This is a genomic window from Klebsiella terrigena (assembly GCF_006539725.1).
GTDB classification, from domain to species: Bacteria; Pseudomonadota; Gammaproteobacteria; order Enterobacterales; family Enterobacteriaceae; genus Klebsiella; species Klebsiella terrigena.
On the sequence record NZ_BJNO01000012.1, the window covers coordinates 95472 to 115896 of the forward strand.

At 59.1% G+C, this 20425-nt stretch carries 19 protein-coding genes; 3 read left to right on the forward strand and 16 right to left on the reverse strand.

Translation table 11 applies throughout. The features are described from left to right. Positions 1-44: 44 nt before the first annotated feature. From pepB to trmJ, 10 genes are all read right to left on the reverse strand, one after another. Positions 45-1331, reverse strand: a complete 1287-nt coding sequence (pepB, locus tag RTE01_RS14660) for an aminopeptidase PepB (RefSeq protein WP_041146720.1) — start codon at positions 1329-1331, stop codon at positions 45-47. Between the two features lie 178 nt (positions 1332-1509). Then, complete coding sequence (gene iscX / locus RTE01_RS14665; protein ID WP_041146721.1) at positions 1510-1710, reverse strand: Fe-S cluster assembly protein IscX; 201 nt, start codon at positions 1708-1710, stop codon at positions 1510-1512. Position 1711: 1 nt separating this feature from the next. Beyond that, the gene (fdx, locus tag RTE01_RS14670; RefSeq protein ID WP_041146722.1) at positions 1712-2047 is read right to left on the reverse strand and encodes an ISC system 2Fe-2S type ferredoxin; all 336 of its coding nucleotides are present in this window, start codon (positions 2045-2047) and stop codon (positions 1712-1714) included. Between the two features lies 1 nt (position 2048). Next, complete coding sequence (gene hscA, locus RTE01_RS14675; RefSeq protein WP_076947802.1) at positions 2049-3899, reverse strand: Fe-S protein assembly chaperone HscA; 1851 nt, start codon at positions 3897-3899, stop codon at positions 2049-2051. Positions 3900-3974: 75 nt separating this feature from the next. Continuing rightward, positions 3975-4490 carry a co-chaperone HscB gene (gene hscB / locus RTE01_RS14680; RefSeq protein ID WP_041146724.1) on the reverse strand — a complete coding sequence of 172 codons (516 nt, stop codon included), beginning with the start codon at positions 4488-4490 and terminating at the stop codon, positions 3975-3977. Between the two features lie 182 nt (positions 4491-4672). Beyond that, positions 4673-4996 (reverse strand): iron-sulfur cluster assembly protein IscA, encoded by a 324-nt coding sequence (gene iscA / locus RTE01_RS14685; RefSeq protein ID WP_041146725.1) that lies wholly within the window; start codon positions 4994-4996, stop codon positions 4673-4675. A 15-nt stretch (positions 4997-5011) separates the two neighbouring features. Further along, positions 5012-5398, reverse strand: coding sequence for a Fe-S cluster assembly scaffold IscU (gene iscU, locus RTE01_RS14690; RefSeq protein ID WP_004866383.1), 387 nt, complete (start codon positions 5396-5398; stop codon positions 5012-5014). A 26-nt stretch (positions 5399-5424) separates the two neighbouring features. Further along, on the reverse strand, positions 5425-6639 hold the full coding sequence (gene iscS / locus RTE01_RS14695) for a cysteine desulfurase (RefSeq protein WP_041146726.1): 1215 nt from the start codon (positions 6637-6639) through the stop codon (positions 5425-5427). Between the two features lie 173 nt (positions 6640-6812). Then, positions 6813-7304, reverse strand: a complete 492-nt coding sequence (iscR, locus tag RTE01_RS14700) for a Fe-S cluster assembly transcriptional regulator IscR (RefSeq protein WP_041146727.1) — start codon at positions 7302-7304, stop codon at positions 6813-6815. 249 nt (positions 7305-7553) lie between these two features. After that, on the reverse strand, positions 7554-8294 hold the full coding sequence (gene trmJ / locus RTE01_RS14705) for a tRNA (cytosine(32)/uridine(32)-2'-O)-methyltransferase TrmJ (RefSeq protein ID WP_041146728.1): 741 nt from the start codon (positions 8292-8294) through the stop codon (positions 7554-7556). 120 nt (positions 8295-8414) lie between these two features. Here trmJ and suhB point away from each other — a divergent pair, with 120 nt between their 5' ends. After that, a complete protein-coding gene (suhB, locus tag RTE01_RS14710; protein WP_041146729.1) occupies positions 8415-9218 on the forward strand; it encodes an inositol-1-monophosphatase in 804 nt (267 codons plus the stop codon). A 43-nt stretch (positions 9219-9261) separates the two neighbouring features. Here suhB and RTE01_RS14715 read toward each other — a convergent pair whose 3' ends face one another. Further along, positions 9262-10242: a nickel/cobalt transporter gene (locus RTE01_RS14715; protein WP_076947799.1), complete on the reverse strand. Its 981-nt coding sequence runs from the start codon at positions 10240-10242 to the stop codon at positions 9262-9264. Further along, positions 10233-10871 carry a DUF1007 family protein gene (locus RTE01_RS14720; RefSeq protein ID WP_115192117.1) on the reverse strand — a complete coding sequence of 213 codons (639 nt, stop codon included), beginning with the start codon at positions 10869-10871 and terminating at the stop codon, positions 10233-10235. The genes RTE01_RS14715 and RTE01_RS14720 overlap by 10 nt, the downstream gene beginning before the upstream one ends. 124 nt (positions 10872-10995) lie before the next feature. Here RTE01_RS14720 and csiE point away from each other — a divergent pair, with 124 nt between their 5' ends. Beyond that, positions 10996-12273, forward strand: coding sequence for a stationary phase inducible protein CsiE (gene csiE / locus RTE01_RS14725; protein ID WP_141335125.1), 1278 nt, complete (start codon positions 10996-10998; stop codon positions 12271-12273). Here the strand turns inward: csiE and RTE01_RS14730 are convergent. From RTE01_RS14730 to RTE01_RS14745, 4 genes are all read right to left on the reverse strand, one after another. Next, positions 12270-13403, reverse strand: coding sequence for a 3-phenylpropionate MFS transporter (locus RTE01_RS14730; RefSeq protein WP_134527285.1), 1134 nt, complete (start codon positions 13401-13403; stop codon positions 12270-12272). The genes csiE and RTE01_RS14730 overlap by 4 nt on opposite strands. 87 nt (positions 13404-13490) lie before the next feature. Then, the gene (locus RTE01_RS14735; protein ID WP_141335127.1) at positions 13491-14318 is read right to left on the reverse strand and encodes an aldose 1-epimerase; all 828 of its coding nucleotides are present in this window, start codon (positions 14316-14318) and stop codon (positions 13491-13493) included. Further along, entirely contained in the window at positions 14318-15754 is a 1437-nt protein-coding gene (locus tag RTE01_RS14740; RefSeq protein ID WP_141335129.1) for a sugar porter family MFS transporter, read from the reverse strand. Before RTE01_RS14740 ends, RTE01_RS14735 begins: the two co-directional genes overlap by 1 nt. A gap of 68 nt (positions 15755-15822) precedes the next feature. Further along, entirely contained in the window at positions 15823-19098 is a 3276-nt protein-coding gene (locus RTE01_RS14745) for a DUF5107 domain-containing protein (protein WP_134527288.1), read from the reverse strand. 113 nt (positions 19099-19211) lie between these two features. Between RTE01_RS14745 and RTE01_RS14750 the strand changes: the two genes are divergently transcribed. Further along, entirely contained in the window at positions 19212-20405 is a 1194-nt protein-coding gene (locus RTE01_RS14750) for an ROK family transcriptional regulator (RefSeq protein WP_141335131.1), read from the forward strand. The last annotated feature ends 20 nt before the right edge of the window (positions 20406-20425 follow it).

The window sequence follows — 20425 nt, forward strand, 5'->3', positions numbered from 1 at the left end:
GGGCCGGGGTGAGACAATTCGGGGCGCCAGCGCCCCGCCATTTTTTACTCTGCGGTTAACAGATTGGCAATCGTGCGTACGCCGAGCCCCGTCGCGCCGGCCGACCACTGCTCAACGGCGGATTTACGGTAGGTTGCGGAGCAGTCGATATGCAGCCAGCCCTGATGATAGTTCTCAACGAAATGGGACAGGAACCCTGCCGCCGTGCTCGCGCCCGCCGGATAGGCGGCGCTGCCGGTGTTGTTCAGCTCGGCGAAGTTCGACGGCAGCTGGCCGCGGTGGAACTCCGCCAGCGGCAGGCGCCAGAAGGCTTCGTTTTCCGCCTGCGCGCTCGCCAGCAGGCGAGACGCCAGCGCGTCGTCGAAGCTGAACAGCGCGTGGTAGTCGTTGCCCAGGGCGGTTTTCGCCGCGCCGGTCAGCGTCGCCGCGTCGATAATCAGCTCCGGCTTCTGCGCAGAGGCATCGATCAGGCCATCCGCCAGCACCAGGCGGCCTTCGGCGTCGGTGTTCATAATTTCTACGGTTTTACCGTTACGGTAGCGAATGATATCGCCCAGCTTGAAGGCGTTGCCGCTAATCAGGTTGTCGGCGCAGCACAGATAGAGCTTCACGCGCTTATTCAGACCGCGGGTAATCGCAAACGCCAGCGCGCCGGTCACCGTGGCCGCGCCGCCCATGTCGGACTTCATCGAATCCATAAACGCGCTCTGCTTGATGCTGTAGCCGCCGGAATCGAAGGTGATGCCTTTCCCCACCAGGCAGGCGTAAACCGGCGCGTCTTTATCGCCGGTTGGGTTGTAGTCCAGCGCCAGCAGAACCGGCGGGCGCTCGGAGCCGCGTCCGACGGTGTGCAGGCCAAGGTAGTTCTGCTCGCGCAGGTCTTCGCCTTTGGTGATGCGGTAAGCGACGTTATCGCAGCCAACGCCGCACAGCAGGTCGACCGCGCGCTGGGCCAACTGCTCCGGGCCGAGCTCTTCCGCCGGGGCGTTAATGGTGTCACGCACCCAGTCAATAATAGCCAGACGGCTATCCAGCTCGCGCTTTTGCGCTTCGTCCAGCGCCGGCCACTCAACCTGGCGGCTGCCTTTCGGCCCTTTATAACCCGCCCAGAACGCCCACGCGCGGTCGGTATTCCAACCTTCGCCGTCGAGCGCAACGTGCCTGATACCCATGCCGTCAACTTTACGCGCCGCGCGCTGAATCAGGCCCAGGTCGTCTTTACCGTTGAGATGCAGGGTGATGCCGTCGTTGTTAATGCTGTAAGCCGCTTTTTCTCCCCAGCGCGCGTCGGCTGGCTGAACGGTAAGCGTAATTTTCATAGCTTCGGTCATTTTATTCATCCTTATTAGCAAACGGGCCACCCTATGGCAGCCCGTTAAAATTTTCCGCTAAATGATTCGCGTTGCAGGAAGGCGGCAAGTAAGCAAATCCCCTGGAGCGTAGATAACTATGCGATTGGGGTGAGCGAACGCGGCCAACGCATCTGCAACGTGGAGCATGACGCGAAAATTATTCTGCTTCGTCTAACCAGACTAGCAGAATTGCCTCCAGAATTTTTTCATTGGATGCGTTTGGATCGTCATTAAACTCTTCCAGCTCGCAAATCCACTGATGCAAATCGGTGAAGCGAACGGTTTTCGGGTCGAGATCCGGGAAGGCGTCATACAGCGCTTCGCCAATTTCACGACTGTCGGTCCATTTCAGTGCCATATTAATGCTCGCGTGCGTGGTTGATGGTGTAGCGCGGAATTTCGACGACCAGATCGTCGGCGGTCACGCGCGCCTGGCAGCTCAGACGGCTGTCGGGTTCCAGCCCCCAGGCCTTATCCAGCATATCGTCTTCATCTTCGGTACTTTCGGCCAGCGAGTCAAAACCTTCACGCACGATGCAGTGGCAGGTGGTGCAGGCACAGGATTTTTCACAGGCGTGTTCAATCTCAATACCGCTACGCAGCGCGGCATCAAGAATGGTCTCACCGATCTCAGCTTCCACAACTACGCCATCCGGGCACAGGTCCTGGTGGGGTAGAAAAACGATCTTTGGCATATTAAACCTCGTCCACGGATTGGCCTTTCAGCGCGGTACGGACCGACTGGTCCATGCGGCGTGCGGCAAATTCCTGGGTTTGTGTGTCTGTATTTTTAATGGCTTCTTTAATTGCATCGGCGTCATCGCCTGTCGCTACCGCGCGCAGCTGCGCCGTTGCGTCATCGATAGCCTGACGTTCTGCGGCGCTTAGCAGCGCGGCATCGGTGGCCAGCGCGCTTTCCAGGCTTTCCAGAACGCGTGCGGCTTCGACTTTTTGTTCGGCCAGCATTCGCGCCTTAACGTCCTGTTCGGCGTGGCTCATCGAATCTTTAATCATGGTGGCGATTTCGCTGTCGCTCAGGCCGTAGGAGGGTTTCACCTGAATAGAGGCTTCGACCGCGGTCGATTTTTCCATAGCGGTGACGCTCAGCAGCCCGTCGGCATCGACCTGGAAGGTGACGCGAATATGCGCCCCGCCCGCCGGCATTGCCGGGATACCGCGCAGCGCAAAGCGCGCCAGCGAACGGCAGTCCTGCACCAGCTCGCGTTCGCCCTGCATGACGTGGATAGACATCGCCGTCTGACCGTCTTTAAAGGTGGTGAACTCCTGGGCGCGGGCCACCGGGATGGTGGTATTGCGCGGGATCACTTTCTCCACCAGGCCGCCCATCGTTTCCAGCCCCAGAGAGAGCGGGATAACGTCGAGCAGCAGCAGCTCGCTGTCCGGCTTGTTGCCGACCAGAATATCGGCCTGAATGGCGGCGCCGATGGCGACAACTTTATCCGGGTCGATGGTGGTCAGCGGGGTACGGCCAAAAAACTCGCCGACGCGCTCGCGCACCAGCGGCACGCGGGTTGAACCGCCCACCATCACCACTTCCAGCACCTCTTCCGCGCTTACGCCGGCGTCCTTCAACGCGCGACGACAGGCCAGCAGAGTGCGCTTAACCAGCGGAGCAATCAGCTCATTAAAGTGGCTACGGGTGATTTCGCCCTGCCAGCCGCCGACGTCAACGCGGGCGGTTTCCGCTGCGCTGAGGGCAATTTTGGCCGCAATAGCCGCGTCCAGCAGCTCGCGCTGCAGGCGGTTATCGCTGCGATCGCTGAGGCCCGCCTGCTCGCGCAGATAGTCCGCCAGCAGATGGTCAAAATCATCGCCGCCGAGCGCCGAGTCGCCGCCGGTGGCCAGGACTTCGAAGACGCCGCGGCTGAGGCGCAGTACGGAAATATCAAAGGTGCCGCCGCCGAGATCGTAGACCGCGATAACCCCTTCCTGACCGGAGTCGAGGCCGTAGGCAATCGCCGCCGCCGTCGGTTCGTTCAGCAGACGCAGCACGTGCAGGCCGGCCAGACGCGCGGCGTCTTTAGTGCCCTGACGCTGCGCATCGTCGAAGTAGGCCGGGACGGTGATCACCACGCCGTCGAGGTCGCCGGCAAGGGCTTCCGTGGCGCGGGCGGCCAGCGCCTTGAGGATATCGGCAGAAACGCGGACCGGATTAAGCAGGCCGCCGGCGGTTTGAATCATGGGCAGGCCGTTTTCGCTGGCCTGCAGCTGGTAAGGCAGATGCGGGTAGCGGGTCTGAATATCGACCAGCGAGCGCCCCATCATGCGCTTCACCGAGCTGATGGTGTTAACCGGATCCAGCGCCGCATTCTGTCGGGCATCATAGCCGACGCTGAGGCCGGAGGGCTGGTAGTTCACCACCGAAGGCAGCAGGTAGCGTCCCTGGCGATCGGGCAGAGTTTCGGCCTGGCCGCTACGCACGGTGGCGACCAGTGAATTGGTGGTACCCAGGTCAATACCCGCCGCCAGACGACGCTGGTGCGGCGCGGCACTCAGGCCAGGCTCACTAATTTGTAATAAGGCCATAATTGCTTCCGAATATTAATTTACTCGTCATAATCTGTGTTGCAGCTACGTTGGCTGCATGGCGACCCGAACAGGTTAGAGTGAAAAAAACTTTTCTTCGAGTTGTTCTGCAACATTCTGAAGTTTATCGAGAAAACGCAGCTTACGCACGGTATCCGCCGCTGTCTCCCACGCTTCGCTGTCTAACTGCTCAACGACCTGCCGCTGACGAACGTCGTACATCCCCTTCACGCGCTGAATAAACGCGGTCAAACGCGCTTCATCCTGCGATTTTTCGATCTCATCCAGCTCTTCGCGCAGCTCCAGCTGCTCCATCAGGAACGCGGTGTCGCGCACGGTGTGCTGTTCGCTGGCTAAATCGAAGCCGTGAAGCGAAAGGATATATTCGGCGCGGGTCAGCGGATGACGCAGCGTTTGCCAGGCCTGATTAATCGTCGCGGAGTGCTGCACGGAGGCGAGCTGTTCGGCGGCGCTGGCGCTGGCGAACCGGTCGGGGTGATACTGGCGCTGTAAATCCTGGTACCGGACAGCCAGCTGTTCTTGCGAAAGGGTATAACTGACCGGTAACCCGAAGAGGGCAAAATAGTCCATAGTAACCTCAGGGTTAACGAGATAAAGCAAACCCCACGCACGGTACTCCGCAGTGGGGTTATATATCCGCGCCTCTCAGGTCGCATCTTAACCGGCGGCGTTCGCCTACTGTCGTAAGCGTATCGGGAAACGCCCGCCTGCCGCCGCGATGCTGCGCCGAAATTCAGCGGATATAGTGCAGATTACACGTTGAAGCTTTCGCCGCAGCCGCACTCATCTTTGATGTTCGGGTTCGTAAACTTAAACCCTTCATTCAGGCCTTCTTTAACAAAGTCCAGCTGAGTGCCGTCGAGGAACTGCAGGCTTTTGCCGTCGATCACTACCTTGACGCCTTTATCTTCAAACACGGTGTCTTCTGCCGCCGGCTCGTCAACAAATTCCAGCACGTAGGCCATACCTGAACATCCGGAGGTGCGAACACCTAAGCGCAGGCCAAAGCCTTTGCCGCGGTTGGCCAGGAAGGTATTCACTCGCGACGCTGCGCTGTCGCTAAGAGTAATCGACATACAATAACCTCTTAATTATTTCGCTTCACGTTTGCTTTTGTAATCCGCAATCGCGGCTTTAATCGCGTCTTCCGCCAGGATAGAGCAGTGGATTTTTACCGGCGGCAGTTCGAGTTCATCGGCGATATCGGTGTTCTTGATAGCCTGAGCTTCGTCCAGAGACTTGCCCTTCACCCACTCGGTGACCAGGGAGCTGGAGGCGATAGCGGAACCGCAGCCGTAGGTCTTGAAGCGCGCGTCTTCAATGATACCTTCATTGTTGACTTTGATCTGCAGCTTCATAACGTCGCCGCACGCCGGCGCGCCGACCATGCCACTACCGACGGAGTCGTCGCTGTTGTCAAAAGAGCCAACGTTGCGCGGATTCTCGTAATGATCGATAACTTTTTCGCTGTATGCCATGATTAATTCTCCTTAATGCCTACCGATTAATGATGTGACCATTCAATGCTGTTCAGATCCACGCCCTGCTTGAACATTTCCCACAGCGGAGAAAGATCGCGCAGACGACCAATGGAGTTGCGAACCAGGTTGATGGTGTAGTCAATCTCTTCTTCGGTAGTAAAACGACCTAAAGAGAAACGGATAGAACTGTGTGCCAGTTCATCAGTCATGCCCAGCGCGCGGAGCACGTAGGATGGCTCGAGGCTCGCTGAGGTACAAGCGGAACCGGAGGAAACGGCCAGGTCTTTCAGTGCCATAATCAGCGATTCGCCTTCAACATAGTTGAAGCTGACGTTGAGAATGTTCGGCGCGCCCTGCGCGAGGTCACCGTTGAGGTAAACCTCTTCCATATCTTTTACGCCTTCCCACAGACGGTTACGCAGACCGCGCAGGCGCGCCATCTCGGTTTCCATCTCTTCTTTCGCGATACGGTAAGCTTCACCCATACCGACGATCTGGTGGACAGGCAGAGTGCCTGAACGCATGCCGCGCTCGTGACCGCCGCCGTGCATCTGCGCTTCAATACGAATACGCGGTTTGCGACGGACGTACAGCGCGCCAATGCCTTTCGGGCCATAAATTTTGTGACCGGAGAAGGACATCAGGTCAACTTTCAGCTGGCTCAGGTCGATAGGCAGTTTGCCCACGCTCTGGGTGGCGTCAACGTGATAAATGATACCGCGTGCGCGGCACATTTCGCCGATGGTAGCGATGTCCTGCACCACGCCGATTTCGTTGTTCACGTGCATGATGGAAACCACGATGGTGTCATCACGCATGGCCGCTTCCAGCTCTTTCAGATCGATAATACCGTTGCGCTGAGGCGCAAGGTAGGTTATCTCGAAGCCTTCACGCTCCAGCTGACGACAGGTGTCCAGCACGGCTTTGTGCTCGGTTTTGCTGGTGATAATGTGCTTGCCTTTTTTCTGATAAAAGTTGGCTGCACCTTTGATCGCCAGGTTGTCGGATTCCGTTGCGCCTGAGGTAAAGACGATTTCGCGCGGGTCAGCACCGACCAGCTCGGCAATCTGATTACGGGCGATATCTACCGCCTCTTCAGCCTGCCAGCCAAAACGGTGTGAACGAGAGGCCGGGTTACCAAAGGTCCCGTCCAGGGTCAGAAACTGCATCATTTTCTCGGCAACACGCGGGTCCACCGGCGTTGTTGCGGAGTAATCGAGATAAATCGGTAATTTCATTGCTCTTTAACTCCGTACATCACTCAATGCAAGGAACCAGGCGGCCGGCTTGATGTACGACCGGGTATACGGGATGTCGCAACATCCCGGCCTGATTCGAAAATCTTTTATAATTTTTACCCTGAACGTTTCACCCTGCGGCGAACGGGCCGCAAGCTGAAACAGAACGAGTACTACGCACGCAGTTTGACGTCGATAGCGTCCTGGGTGCGGGTATTACGCTGGGATTCATGGCTGTGCTGACGGCCTGAAACATCGAGGATTTCCTGGTTGTTCACCAGTTCGCCCAGCGTGATGTTGTTCAGGAAGCTGGTCAGGCGCTCGCTCAGGTCGCGCCACAGCGCGTGGGTCAGGCATTTATCGCCGCCCTGGCAGCCGCCTTTACCCTGACAACGGGTGGCGTCAACGGACTCATCAACCGCGCTGATAACTTCGCCAACGGCGATGCTACCGGCTTCTTTACCTAATAAATAACCGCCGCCTGGACCGCGAACGCTCGATACCAGACCATTTTTACGCAGGCGGGAAAACAGCTGTTCCAGATAGGAAAGCGAAATCCCCTGACGCTCAGAAATATCAGCTAACGGAACCGGGCCCGATTCAGAGTTGAGCGCGACGTCCAGCATCGCGGTCACAGCATAACGCCCTTTAGATGTCAGTCTCATGTCTTACTTAACCTCAAACTCGCCCCTGCCCGGGCTTTTTATTAATATGGGTATTGCATAGCAGGGCCAAGTCTGACATTCCCGAGTAATTTGGTCAACTATTTACTTGACTGTTTTAGTCAGGTATTTGGCTATCTGTGCCCTTACGTCCTGAAGCCCATATTCCCTGCCGTACTGCGGCTCTCAGGGCAACCGGACATCGACTCGGCGCGCCCGTCTGCGGCCTTGATTCGCCGCAAAGAGGCCGGTTTACTCTTTGTTCTTGTGCTGCTGCTCAATCGACGCCAGCATTCCGCGCAGGATATTCAGCTCCTGGCTTTCCGGGCGCGCGCGGGTAAACAGACGACGCAGTTTGTTCATCACCTGCCCCGGATGGCTGGCGCGAATAAAGCCGGTCGCCAGCAGCGTCTGCTCAAGATGGCCGTAAAAGCGCTCTAAATCATCCACCAGCGGATACGGCGTCTCTTCCTGCTGTTCGACCTGCGGCTGCTCCTGATCCTGAGTCGCCAGCCACGCCATCCGCACTTCATAAGCGATGACCTGCACCGCCATCGCCAGGTTCAGCGAGCTATACTCCGGGTTGGCGGCAATCGCGACGTGGTAATGGCATTTCTGCAGCTCGTCGTTGGTCAAACCGACGCGCTCGCGGCCGAAGACCAGCGCCACCGGGGCGTGCTGGCCTTCTGAAACGCTCTTCAGGCCGCACTCGCGCGGGTCGAGCATCGGCCACGGCAAAGTACGCGAACGGGCGCTGGTACCGACCACCAGGCTGCATCCGGCCAAGGCTTCATCCAGCGTATCGACGATATGCGCATTGCCGATAACGTCGCTGGCGCCGGCCGCCAGGGCGATAGCCTGCGAGTCAGGCTTAACCAGCGGATTGACCAGCCACAGGTTTGTCAGGCCCATGGTTTTCATTGCCCGGGCCACGGAGCCCATATTGCCAGTGTGTGATGTTTCTACCAGTACGATTCGAATATTTTGCAGCATTAGAGTTCTTCGGCTAAAGATTATTCACGCATGCTATCATAAAACGAAGACATAGGCAGATTTCACTGTTACTATGTGCGCCGTTTTTTCCCGTTCTTTAACATCCAGTGAGAGAGACCGATGCATCCGATGCTGAATATCGCCGTGCGCGCAGCGCGCAAGGCGGGTAATTTAATTGCCAAGCACTACGAAACCCCAGACTCCGTAGAAACCAGCCAGAAAGGCAGCAATGATTTTGTGACTAACGTCGATAAGGCAGCCGAAGCGCTGATTATTGAAACGATTCGCAAATCTTACCCGCAGCACACTATTATCACCGAAGAAAGCGGTGAGCACGTAGGTGAAGATCAGGATGTTCAATGGGTTATCGATCCACTGGATGGCACCACCAACTTCGTAAAACGCCTGCCGCACTTCTCCGTATCCATCGCCGTACGCATTAAAGGCCGTACCGAAGTCGCCGTGGTTTACGATCCAATGCGCAACGAACTCTTCACAGCAACCCGCGGCCAGGGTGCTCAGCTGAACGGCTATCGTCTGCGCGGCAGCACCGCTCGCGATCTGGATGGCACAATTATCGCTACCGGTTTCCCGTTCAAAGCGAAACAGCACGCCACCACTTATATGAATATTCTGGGCAAAATGTTTACCGAATGCGCTGACTTCCGCCGCACCGGTTCTGCAGCTCTGGATCTGGCCTACGTTGCCGCCGGCCGCGTTGATGGCTACTTCGAGATCGCGCTGAAGCCGTGGGATTTCGCTGCTGGCGAGCTGATCGCTCGTGAAGCGGGCGCTATCGTTTGCGACTTTACCGGTGGCCATAACCACCTGTACAGCGGCAACATCGTTGCCGGCAACCCGCGCGTCGTTAAAGCCATGCTGGCCAACATGCGTGAAGAGCTGAGCGAAGCGCTGAAGCGTTAATCTCTCTCACCTCACCCCGGCCCGCCCGGGGTGAGAGTATCACTCAAAACGGCCGCAGTCCGCCGCCGCCCGGCACCGCACTGCTCCACATCACCACCGCCGCCGCCACTAAAATGACGCCGCCGGACAGCGCCAAAGTCGACCAGCCAATCTGCTGCCAAAGAGGCGGCGTTTTATTCGCACTAAGCCTAACGGCCAGCTGACGAAAGCCGTGCACCAGCAGCGCCAGCCCGCTAATGGTCAGCGAGGTTCCCGCCGCCATTGCCAGCGCCGCCGCCATTCCCCAGCCAAAGACGCCAATTACCTTACTAAACAGCAGGACCATGATCGCCCCAGAACAGGGACGCATGCCCATCGACAGAACGATGGCCAGCCGCGCGCGCCAGTCGTCGCCGCTTTGCAGCTGCTCCGGCGCCGGCATATGCTGATGCCCGCAGCCGCAGTGCGCATGATGAACATGATGGGGCGTAAAGGCGCTAAACGTTGGCCGACGCAGCTGCCCGCGCAGCTTTTTCAGCGCCCGCCAGCACAACAGCAGGCCCAGCGCGCCGACCAGCAGATAGCTCCCCTTCTCCAGCCAGAAGCTGCTGAGATGAAGCTGCCTTGCGGGCAGCTGCAGCAGGGTTAGCACCACCACCACCAGCACAATCGCCACCGCGCCCTGCAGGAGCGAGGCGGCCAGCGTCAGCGCAATGCTCGAGCGCAGCTTCGCGGGATGCGTCGCCAGCCAGGTGGTAATCACAATCTTGCCGTGCCCCGGCCCCAGGGCGTGCAGGACGCCGTAAATAAAGCTAAACGCCAGCAGCGAAAGCCCCGCCGCGCGCGGATTTTCGGCCACCGCTTTCAGCAGGCCGCTAAGCTCAAAATTGAGCGCCCGCTGCCAGATAGCGCTTTGCAGCATCACCTCCGGCCAGGCCTGCCAGAGCCAGACGCCGGCACCCGCTGCCAGCGCTAAAAACAGCGCCAGCGGCCACAGCTGGCGCAGGCGGGAAGCCCGGGAAGGGGTTGAGAATACTACTGACATGTCAGCGTCACCTTCTGAGCAAAATAGGTTCCGAGCGCCATATCTTCCGGCGGCGCGTCGGCTTTATCGAGCGACTGCGCAAAAGCCGTCATTTTATCATTCGGCTTTGGCGTCACCACCGTCACCTTGCATCCCGCGCGCAGCGCCGCAGGCAGGGTGACGTCGCCCGGCTTGTCATAGAACATATCGACGTAATAGGTTGGGTCGAAGGTCGAAAGCGTCAGGGTTTGTCCCGCGAGGGGCAGCGGTTTAGCCAGCGGCAGAGTAAAGGTCAGCACCGCCTGGTGTCCGTCGCGCTCCAGACCGTAGCCGTCGGGGCGATTATCAAACTTCACGTGCTGGCCGTTATGCCAAAGCTCGCTGAAGTAGTGCTGCCCAAGGACGTTCGCCATCACCTCCGCCGCCAGCTTTTTCCACACTTCATCTCCCGGCTTCGCGCTGCCGGCATCGTATAGCAGGTCTGAGGAGGTGATCTCATCCATCGTCCAGCGCATTTTGAAACCGGTGAGCTGTCCGTTATCGGCGACCACTTCCGTTCGCAGGCTGATAAAGCTATGCGGATGCGCTAGCACGCTAAATGATAAAACCATGAAAAATGCCGCACAGGTGCATTGTTTCACTCTCTTCATCCGTTCCTCACGTGAAAAATTCTGTGAACTTATCCAGCAATCCTGACGTAAAGACGCCAGCCTGCCCTGCTCTCTGTTCATCCATTGGCTATTCTTAGCGAAAACCCTAACTGGAACTTATCAGATGATGACCGTGATTGAACCACCATCTGCGCTTTCCAGTCCACAGCGCCGTAACCAGGTCCTGCTGATGTTTTATCTGCCCGGGCAGCCGGTCACCCCCGAGCGGCTTAGCGCGATCAACTTTGTTGATGAGGCGACGGCCCGGCAGGATATCGCGGAGACGGGACGTGACATTCAGCGTTACCACCGGCTGACCCTCGCGTCGCAGGTGGACGGCAGCTATCGGATTGAAGGCGCCGCAATCGATCAACGCCTGTGCCTGCTGCACGGCTTACGCCGGGCACTGCGCCTGTGTCCGCATTTTATCAGCCACCATTTTACCCCGGCATTAAAAACGCAGCTTAAACTGCAGGGCGTTGCGCGCACCTTATATGACGACACCAATCTGCAGGCGCTGGTCAACCGCTGCGCCCGGACGCTTAACCGCCAGTTTGACTGTCGGGATATTCACTTCCTGCGCCTCTATCTGCAGTACTGCCTGCTTCAGCATCATCTCGGGCAGACGCCGACCTTTACCGAAGATCAGCAGCGCTGGACCCAGGAGGCGGCGGAGTCAATACTGGCTGCTGAGATTATCCGCCACTGGCAGCGTCGGGTCGCCACCGCGCCGCACGCGGGCGAGCAGCTGTTTCTGACCCTGCTGTTCATGCTGCTCAAAACGCCCGATCCTATCCGCGATGGCCACCAGCAGGACCGCCGCCTGCACCTGGCCATCTCCGGCCTGATCCACCGTTTCCAGGATTTATCCGGCCGGCCGTTTAGCGACGATCAAGGGCTGAGCGACCAGCTCTATATTCATCTCTCCCAGGCGCTGAACCGCAGCGTGTTCGCGATCGGTATCGATAATGCGCTGCCGGAGGAGATGAGCCGCCTCTATCCGCGCCTGATGCGCACCACCAAAACGGCGCTGGAGGAGTTTGAGAGCGCCTACAGGGTTCGCTTTAATCAGGAGGAAGTGGGGCTGATTGCGGTAATTTTTGGCGCATGGCTGATGCAGAAAAGCGAGCTGCACGAGAAGCAGGTGGTGCTGCTGACCCACGACAATCCCGAGCTCGAGCAGGCTCTTGAGCTGCAGCTGCGCGAGCTGACCCTGCTGCCGCTCAATATCAAATATCAGAACGTTCACGCCTTTCAAAAGGAAGGCGCGCCGAAGGGCGTGGCGCTGGTGGTGACCCCTTATGCTACGGCGCTGCCGCTGTTTTCACCGCCGCTGTTTCACGCTGAGGAGATGTTCAGCGATCACCAGCGGCAGCATATTTGTCAAATGCTCGAGGACTAGGATACCGCCTTCGGCCTCAGCACCAGTGCCGGCAGGGCAACCAGCGCCATCACCCAGAACACGCCCTGGTGCAGATGCTGGTAGAGGAAGCCGGCAAATACCGTCATTACCGCAATGCTGCCCCCCATCGCCACCGCGGAGTAGATCGCCTGCAGACGAATCACCTCCCCGCCCTGACGCGCCGAAATATAGCGCATCGCCGCAAGGTGACATACCGTAAAGGTGCCGCAGTGCAGGATCTGCGCGACAATGAGCCACGGCAGCTCGGTGGTCCAGCCCATCAGCGTCCAGCGAACCAGCCCGCAAACGGCGGAGAGCAGCAGCAGATCCCGCGCGCTGAAGCGGCTAAAGGCTTTTTTGCTCAGCGCAAAGATAACCACCTCCGCAACCACCCCCAGCGACCACAGATAGCCGATCGCCGAAGCGGAATAGCCCGCCTCCTGCCAGTAAATCGCGCTGAAGCCATAGTAGGCGGCATGGGCGCCCTGCAGCAGGCAGACGCAGGCGAGAAAGCGCCAGCTTTGGCGCACCAGCTTCAGCCATGCCGGGAGCCCGGCCGCCTGCTGGTGGCGAACTTCCCCCTGCGGCATCACCGAGGGTTTAAGCAGCATTCCCAGCAACATGGAAGCGATGCCGAGGCTTAGCAGCACCAGGATTGCCCGATAATCAAACAGGCTGACCAGCTTGCCGGTCAGCGCGGAGCCGATCACAAACGCCACCGAACCCCACAGGCGCACGCGCCCGTAGTCCATGGTTATCTGCTTTTGCCAGGTATTTGCCAGCGCATCGGTCAGCGGTACCAGCGGAGAGAAGAACAGATTGAAGCCGACCATCACCGCCATCAGCCAGGCGACGCGGCTATCGGCCCAAAAGCCAAGGACAAACAGCAGGGTCAGCAGCGCCAGCACCCGCAGGGCAGAAATAAGCCGGGAGGGATCGCTCACCCGTGGCGCAATCAGCAGACTGCCGAGAAAGCGCGCCACCAGCCCGGCGCCGAGCAGCATACCGATCGTTTCCGGCGTCAGCCCCGCGCCTGCCAGCCAGACGCTCCAGAACGGCAGAAAGATGCCGTAGCTAAAGAAGTAGGTAAAGTAACTAAGCGCCAGCCAGCGCGTGGAGTGCAAGACCATGATTTCCTCCCGAATGGAGGCGACAGTCTGGCGACAAACCTCGGCGGGCGCAAGCCGAGGATTTAGGTATAACCCGCTGAATCTGGCCTATTTAACCGCGATTTTTAGCGACCATGAAACCCTATCCCCTGGGCCTAATACCACCAGACCAGGCTGCCCGTCCACGTTGTGAGCGTTTACAGGATGACTTTGCGGCTCAAGGCAGACAAACGGTTCACCCGACATACGGAACAGCATAAGCCACGGTGTTTGCGATGAAATTGTGACAGACATCACTTCTCGCTGAATGACAGCCGTGCCGTTCCAGCCGGAATAGCAGACGTTCAGCCAGCTATCCTCTCCACAGGCGGGCTGCGTGAAATCGCCGCCCTCCGGCAGCTCGCCGCGCCAGCTAAGCGGCAAGTGCAAGTCGCCCTCAGGCCAGTGGCCGCTCGCCTGAAACTGCATCCGGCTTAGCCTGTCGAAGGCAAAAAAGGGGTGAAAGCCGCCGCCGTAGAGCATCGGCTCGTCGCCGAAGTGGGTAACGGTCAGGGAGGCGAGAAGCTCCCCCTGCCGTAGCTCGTAGCGGATCTGCGCGCGATAGTCGAATCCGCAGGCGTGGCGGCTATGCAGCTGCAGCACACAGCGTTCTGCGCAGCGTTCGATGACCTCCCATGCGCTGAGCCAGCCGTCGCCGTGGAGAAAAAAACGCGCGTCCGCCTGATGATTCGGCAGGATGATTTCGCGCCCCCGAAAGGAGAAGCGGTTGCCGGCCACCCGGTTTGCCAGCGGCACCATCGGAAACAGGCCGCCGGCAGGATTTTCATGCAACACCGGGGTTTGATGCCGGCGGGAGAACAGGCTTTGCACCTTGCCACCCTGCGGATCGACGCGCATCCGTAGATGCGCGTTTTCCAGAATGAAGCTGTCCGCCATTAGCGCGTCTGCTCCTGTTTCAGCGCCTGCCTGCCGGCATGACGCTGCGCCAGCTGCTCTTCCAGCGCCTCCAGCGTAACGCCTTTGGTTTCCGGAACGTTGCGCAGAATGTACAGATACCCCGCCGCGCATATAACCCCGTACAGCAGGAAGCTGCCCGACGCGCCCAGCCCGGCATTAAGCAGCGGGAAGGTATAGGTTAACAGGAAGCAGGCCACCCACAGCGCCAGCGTACCCAGCGACATCGCCAGCCCGCGCACGCGGTTAGGGAAAATTTCCGATAACAGTACCCAGGTCACCGGCGCCAGCGTCAGCGCGTAAATAGCGATCGCCGCCAGCACCAGAATCAGCACCGGTAATCCCAGGATCCCCAGACCGTAGGCCGCAGCGATCAGCGCATAGATGATGGTCAGCCCGGCGGCACCGAGCAGCATCAGCCTGCGGCGACCAATCCTGTCGACCAGCGGAAGCGCGGCGATGGTAAAGATCAGGTTGATAAGCCCGGTCGCCACGATCGACTTCAGCGTGCTGTTAATGTCAAATCCGGCGGAGGCGAAAATCTCCTGCGCGTAGTTGAAAATAACGTTAATACCGCACCACTGCTGGAACATTGCCAGCACCATACCCATCACAATGATCGGGCGAACTTTGGGCTGCCACAGCGCGGACCAGGAGACTTTTTGCGTGTCTTTGCTGAGGGTTTGCTCGATATCCCTGATGGTTTCATCGGCGTAGCGCTGATTGCCGATGCGCATCAGCATCTGGTGCGCACGCTGGCTTTTCCCCACGCGAACCAGCCAGCGCGGCGACTCGGGAACGAAAAACATCAGGATCAGGAACGCCAGCGCGGGCACGACGCCGGAACCAAACATCCAGCGCCAGCCTACCTGCCCGTTCCAGCTGGCGCTGATCTCTGCCAGCGTAGCGCTAGTGGCCACCGGCTTTGCGATCGCCAGGTTAACCAGCTGCGCCGCCAGAACGCCAATAACAATCGTCAGCTGATTCACCGCCACAAAGCGTCCGCGCTGCGCGGCGGGACTTATCTCGGCGATATACATCGGGCTTAGCGCAGAAGCCAGCCCGATACCCAGTCCACCAACGATACGCCACGCCACGAACAGATCGAAACTGCCGGCGAGCGCCGTGCCCCAGGCCGAGAGCGTAAACAGCGCCGCGGCGATGATGAGCGGAATTTTGCGGCCAAACTTATCCGCGCACCATCCGGAAGCCAGCGCCCCGAAAACGCAGCCAACCAGCGCTGAACTCATCGCCCAGCCGGACTGCGCCGGGTCGGTAATGGAAAAATAGGCTTCATAAAACGGCTTCGCGCCGCCGATCACCACCCAGTCATAGCCAAACAGTAAACCACCGCAGGCGGCAACCAGACAGATCGTCCAGACGTAGCCCATTTTCAAATGTGTCTGCGCGTTATTCATAAGGATTCCTCTTTCAGGGAAACGCAGGGAACAGTAGGGTTGGCGGGCGCGAGCCCGCCGGTTGAGGTTCAGGAAAAAATGCCGCTTTGCAGGGCATGGTCGATCAGATGCGCCTTATCGTGGGCGGGGTTGATGACCAGCAGCTGCTGAATCGCTTGCCGGTAGTCAGCCATATTCCCCAGCCCGAGGTATCCCAGCGCCTCAATAAACAGGCAGTGCTGCCGGTGCTGCTGCGCCGCCGGGACGTCGAGCACCACCAGGTCAGGCAGCGAGACGGCGAAGAAATCGGCGTCCGGGACGTCGTCACGATGGCGTCGGGCCCAGTCGATGAAATTGTGGAAATGGCGGTCCGCCTGCTGCACGTCGCCGCTCTTGCGCAGCGCCATTCCCTGCCAGAAGAGATAATCGGCGGGCTGATCGTTGTAGTAGCGACCGGCATCCAGCGACGCACCTCCCAGGCTCGCGCGCTGGTAACAGGCTGCGGCGCGCTGGGTCTCTCCCGCCTGCGCGGCACAGTAGGCCAGCAAATACCAGATATCGTTATCCGTCTGCCCCGGAAGCCTTCCCTCTCCGAGGTTTAGGGGATAGCGCAGCGCCTCCTCCAGCCGCTGCGTCGCCGCAGAGTACGCCCGGCCATCAATCGCCTGTAAGGCAACGTGCAGCTGGTTAAGCAGATATTGCCCCGTCACCTTGCCCTCCCCGCCTTCCCAGGGATGGAATTTTCGCGTACGGAGAATATCTGCGGCCTCGGCATAGTGCCCGCTGCTGTTCCACAGGCTGAGCAACTCGGCGGTGAGATCGTCCCGCTTCAGCACCACGGCGCGATGCGCCTGCAGATCGCGTAATCGATCGCCAACCGGCGCGCCGGTCAGCTTATTGAGATAGTCGAGCTCGAAGCGAAAGCGCGCATTCTGCGGTTCAATGTCCACCGCTCGCTGCAGGCTGGCCAGCGCCTGGGAAAGATCCTGCCGCTTATTCCACGCGTAGACGCCAAGCAGGCGATGGGCCGGCGCGTAGTCAGGATCTTTTGCCAGCACGTCACGCCAGCAGATTACGGCATCCTCGTAGCGGCGCTTGCTATACCAGAAGCAGCCCAGCAGATAGCGGGCAAACGCGCTCTCTTCCAGCCGCTGCAGCATCCAGACTTCATCCAGCGTGTTGGGGAAGCGGACCCGCAGGGCGTGACCGCGCTGCGCCGAGGCGATGAACTGCTGGCGCTCGTCGGCGTCGTCACTTAGCGCGGCGCGCCACAGCATAGGCAGCGCCTCCTGAGAATCCAGTAGCGCCAGCAGCGCCTGTGCAGACGACGGCTGTCCGATAGAGAGCAGCCACCCCGCCAGCAGGCTGGCGTTGGCACCTCTGCGGCCGGTGACGCGCAGCAGGTTTTCCCGGGATTCATGATCCTGGCTAATCATCCAGCGCACGCAGTGCAGCGGATAGCTCAGCGGATACTGCCCGAGGCAGCGGACGATATAATCCTGCGCCTCATCGCCGCGCCCTAATTTCGCCAGCGCCAGCGCCTTCAGGCCCATCGCGAGGTGGTTGGTGGCATTAAATTGCAGGCTGATGTCGACTTTTTCCAGCGCATCGGCAACCTCGCCGCGCTTCATCGCCAGCCGGGCCAGCGACCAGTAGGCCGCATCGCGGCAGCTGCCGCTCCATGAGGCTTTGTAATAGCTATCCCAGGCGCCAGCTTCATCCCCCTGCCTTTCCAGAGCGCTGGCGAGAAGCATGCTGGCCTCGCCGTCGCGCGGATTTTTATTCAGCCGATGGGCGCGCTGCAGCGCGGAGCGGGCGCACTGCTCCGCCAGCGGCCAGTCGGCGCCGTTGAGCGCCAGGGTGCCAAGGGCGACGTTATTTCGGTAATCCTCGGGATCAATCGCAATAGCCCGACGGTAGTAGTCTCCGGCGTAGCGGCTGGCGTGGTTATACTGCTCAAGATGCTGGCCAATGAAATAGAGTTCATCGCCGTTGTCGATGTCGTCCGGCAGCGCCGGCGCGGTTGCCGGCTCCGGTAACGGGGTCTGCTGGGCGAGATGCTCCTGATAATGCAGCAGCGGCTGGCCCTCGGCGCTTTTCGCCCGCAGGGTCAAGCGCGAAGCGCCGTTTTCCGCTAGCGCGTGCTGCCAGCTTTCACCCGGCTGCAGGGTTAGCTGGGTTTCATAGAGCGGCTGATTATCCGCGCTCAGCTCCAGTACGATATTTTCCAGCGGCGCAATCGCATAGACTCCCAGCCGCAGCAGTCCCTCTTCACGAACCAGCTTTAGCGCCAGGCGGGTATTCGCATTTTGCACCATTCCCAACTCGCTATACGGCAGGAAGTTTTGGACAAAAATTTTCTCTTCATAGGGCGCAAGCCAGGTGAAATCCGGCTGGTTATCGGTAAAGACGCCGGTCATCAGCTCGATATAGGGGCCATTCGCGTCGGTCAGATTGCGATCCCAGGCCTGGCCGAAATCGCCATAACCCCAGCTCCACTGCTTTTTACCCGGCGAGATATGGTGATCGGCGACGTGCAGCAGTCCGCCTCGTTCATCGTGATGGTAGGCACCGACAAAATCATATGCTGATTTCTCTGCCATATAGGAGGTCGGTACAGGGACATTCTTATAGCGGGAGATATCCACGCCCGCGCTGTAGTCCACTTTATAGTAGGTGCCGGTGGCGATGGGGAAGGCAGAAACGTCGCGCTTGCCGTGATCGAACACGGCGGTAACGTCAGGTGGGAACACGCTCTGGTGGGCATCTCCGCCCTTCACCGCCGGGTTGGCCCACCATAAGAAGTGGCGCGGCGTGGCGTTGCCGTTAAAGACCTTGCCGGTAATTTCAATCAGCGCGCGGTCGGGGTAAAGGGTAAAGCCGGCCATAACCTGCAGCCCGCGCATGGGCTCGGCTTCGCCCATCCATACGGTTTGCACGCCGCCTTCCCCCTGCTGGATGGTAAAATCGACGGGCATAAAGGTTGTCGGACGATGGTGCTGCGGCCAGTTAAACTCGATCCCGCCGGATATCCACGGCCCGAGCAGGCCGACCAGCGCCGGTTTTACCACTTCGTTGTAGTAGACGAAATCGCGCTGCTTAACTTTATCGTAGGCGCGATGGATGCGGCCGCCGAGCTCCGGCAGAAGCATAACGCGAATGAAATCATTCTCCATCCACACCGCCCGATAGTCGCGCATCTCCCGCTCGCCGGTTAAGGTATCAACCACGCCATAGGGGTACACGCTGCCGGAGGAACCCTGATAGACCCGCTTTTCGAGGAACATCGGGTTAGGATCCTCCGCTCCCGTCGTCCACGTCGGGAGTGTAATCGTTTCCTGCCAGACCTTAACCGAACCGTGCATAGCGCTCTCCACTAAAAGTAATTAAGTAAAAACCTGATGGAGGCGAGTTTATAATCTTGAATAGCGGTTAAAATGCGCAATGCTCACGCAATATAGTTAAGGGAGTTAAGTGTATGCAGCTAACCGGGTTCAACAACGTTCGGGTCAGGCAGGCCAACAAATCAATCTTTCTGGCCTGTTTGTGGCGGGAAAAGCAGCTCAGCAAATCGCAGCTCGCTCAGCTCAGCGGGCTTTCCATTCCGGCGGTGAGCAACATACTCGACGAGCTGCTCAGCGAAGGCCTCATCAGCCACTCCGCGGAAAAAATGAGCAATCGGGGCGTCAATAGCGGTAGCTTTCAGATCCCGCTCCACGGTGCCTGGACGCTATGCATGAACATCACCCCCACCAGCATTGAGTACCATCTCGCCGACGCTCGCCTGCTGGCCGTCGACGCGCACCAGCATATTCGTATCGATGCGCCGACGCCTCAGGCTTTGCTGGCGGCGATTATCGACTGCTGGCGCCGCGTCCACCGCCGCTATCCGCAGCATAAAATCAACATCGCGCTGGGTGTTCACGGGCAGGTAGATCCGGTAACCGGCGTTTCGCAAACCATGCCGCAGGCGCGCTGGAAAACGCCTGTCGAACTCAAATACTTACTTGAGGAAGAGCTCGGCGTTCAGGTCAGGGTCGATAATGACTGCGCCATGCTGGCGCTGGCCGAAAAATGGCAGAACAGCGCCGCGCCGCAGGATTTTTGCGTGATCAACGTCGATTACGGTATTGGTTCATCGTTTGTTATTAACGATCAGATCTACCGCGGAAGCCTCTACGGTAGCGGCCAGATTGGCCATACGATCGTCAATCCTGATGGCTCAGCCTGCGACTGCGGGCGCTATGGCTGTCTGGAAACCATCGCCTCGCTCAGCGCGTTGAAAAAGCAGGCTCGGGTGTGGCTAAAAACCCAGCCGGAGGCGCAGCCCTCCCCTGAAAAACTCACCACCGAGTCGCTTATTGCGGCCTGGGAACAGGGCGACGTGCATATCCGCGCCTGGGTTGAACGCTCCGCCAACGCCATTGGCCTGAGCCTGTATAACTTCCTCAATCTGCTCAATATTAATCAGATATGGCTCTATGGCCGCAGCTGCGCTTTTGGCGAGCAGTGGCTAAACACCATTGTTAAACAAACCAGCTTTAACCCCTTTGACCACGGCGACGCTCCGCGCGCGCACGCTACCCAAATTAGCTTCGGTCGGCTCACGCGTCCGCAGCAGCTGCTGGGCATTGGCTATCTGTACGTGGAGGAGGCGCTGGAGAAAATTTAGGCGCCGGTCTCAATTCGTGG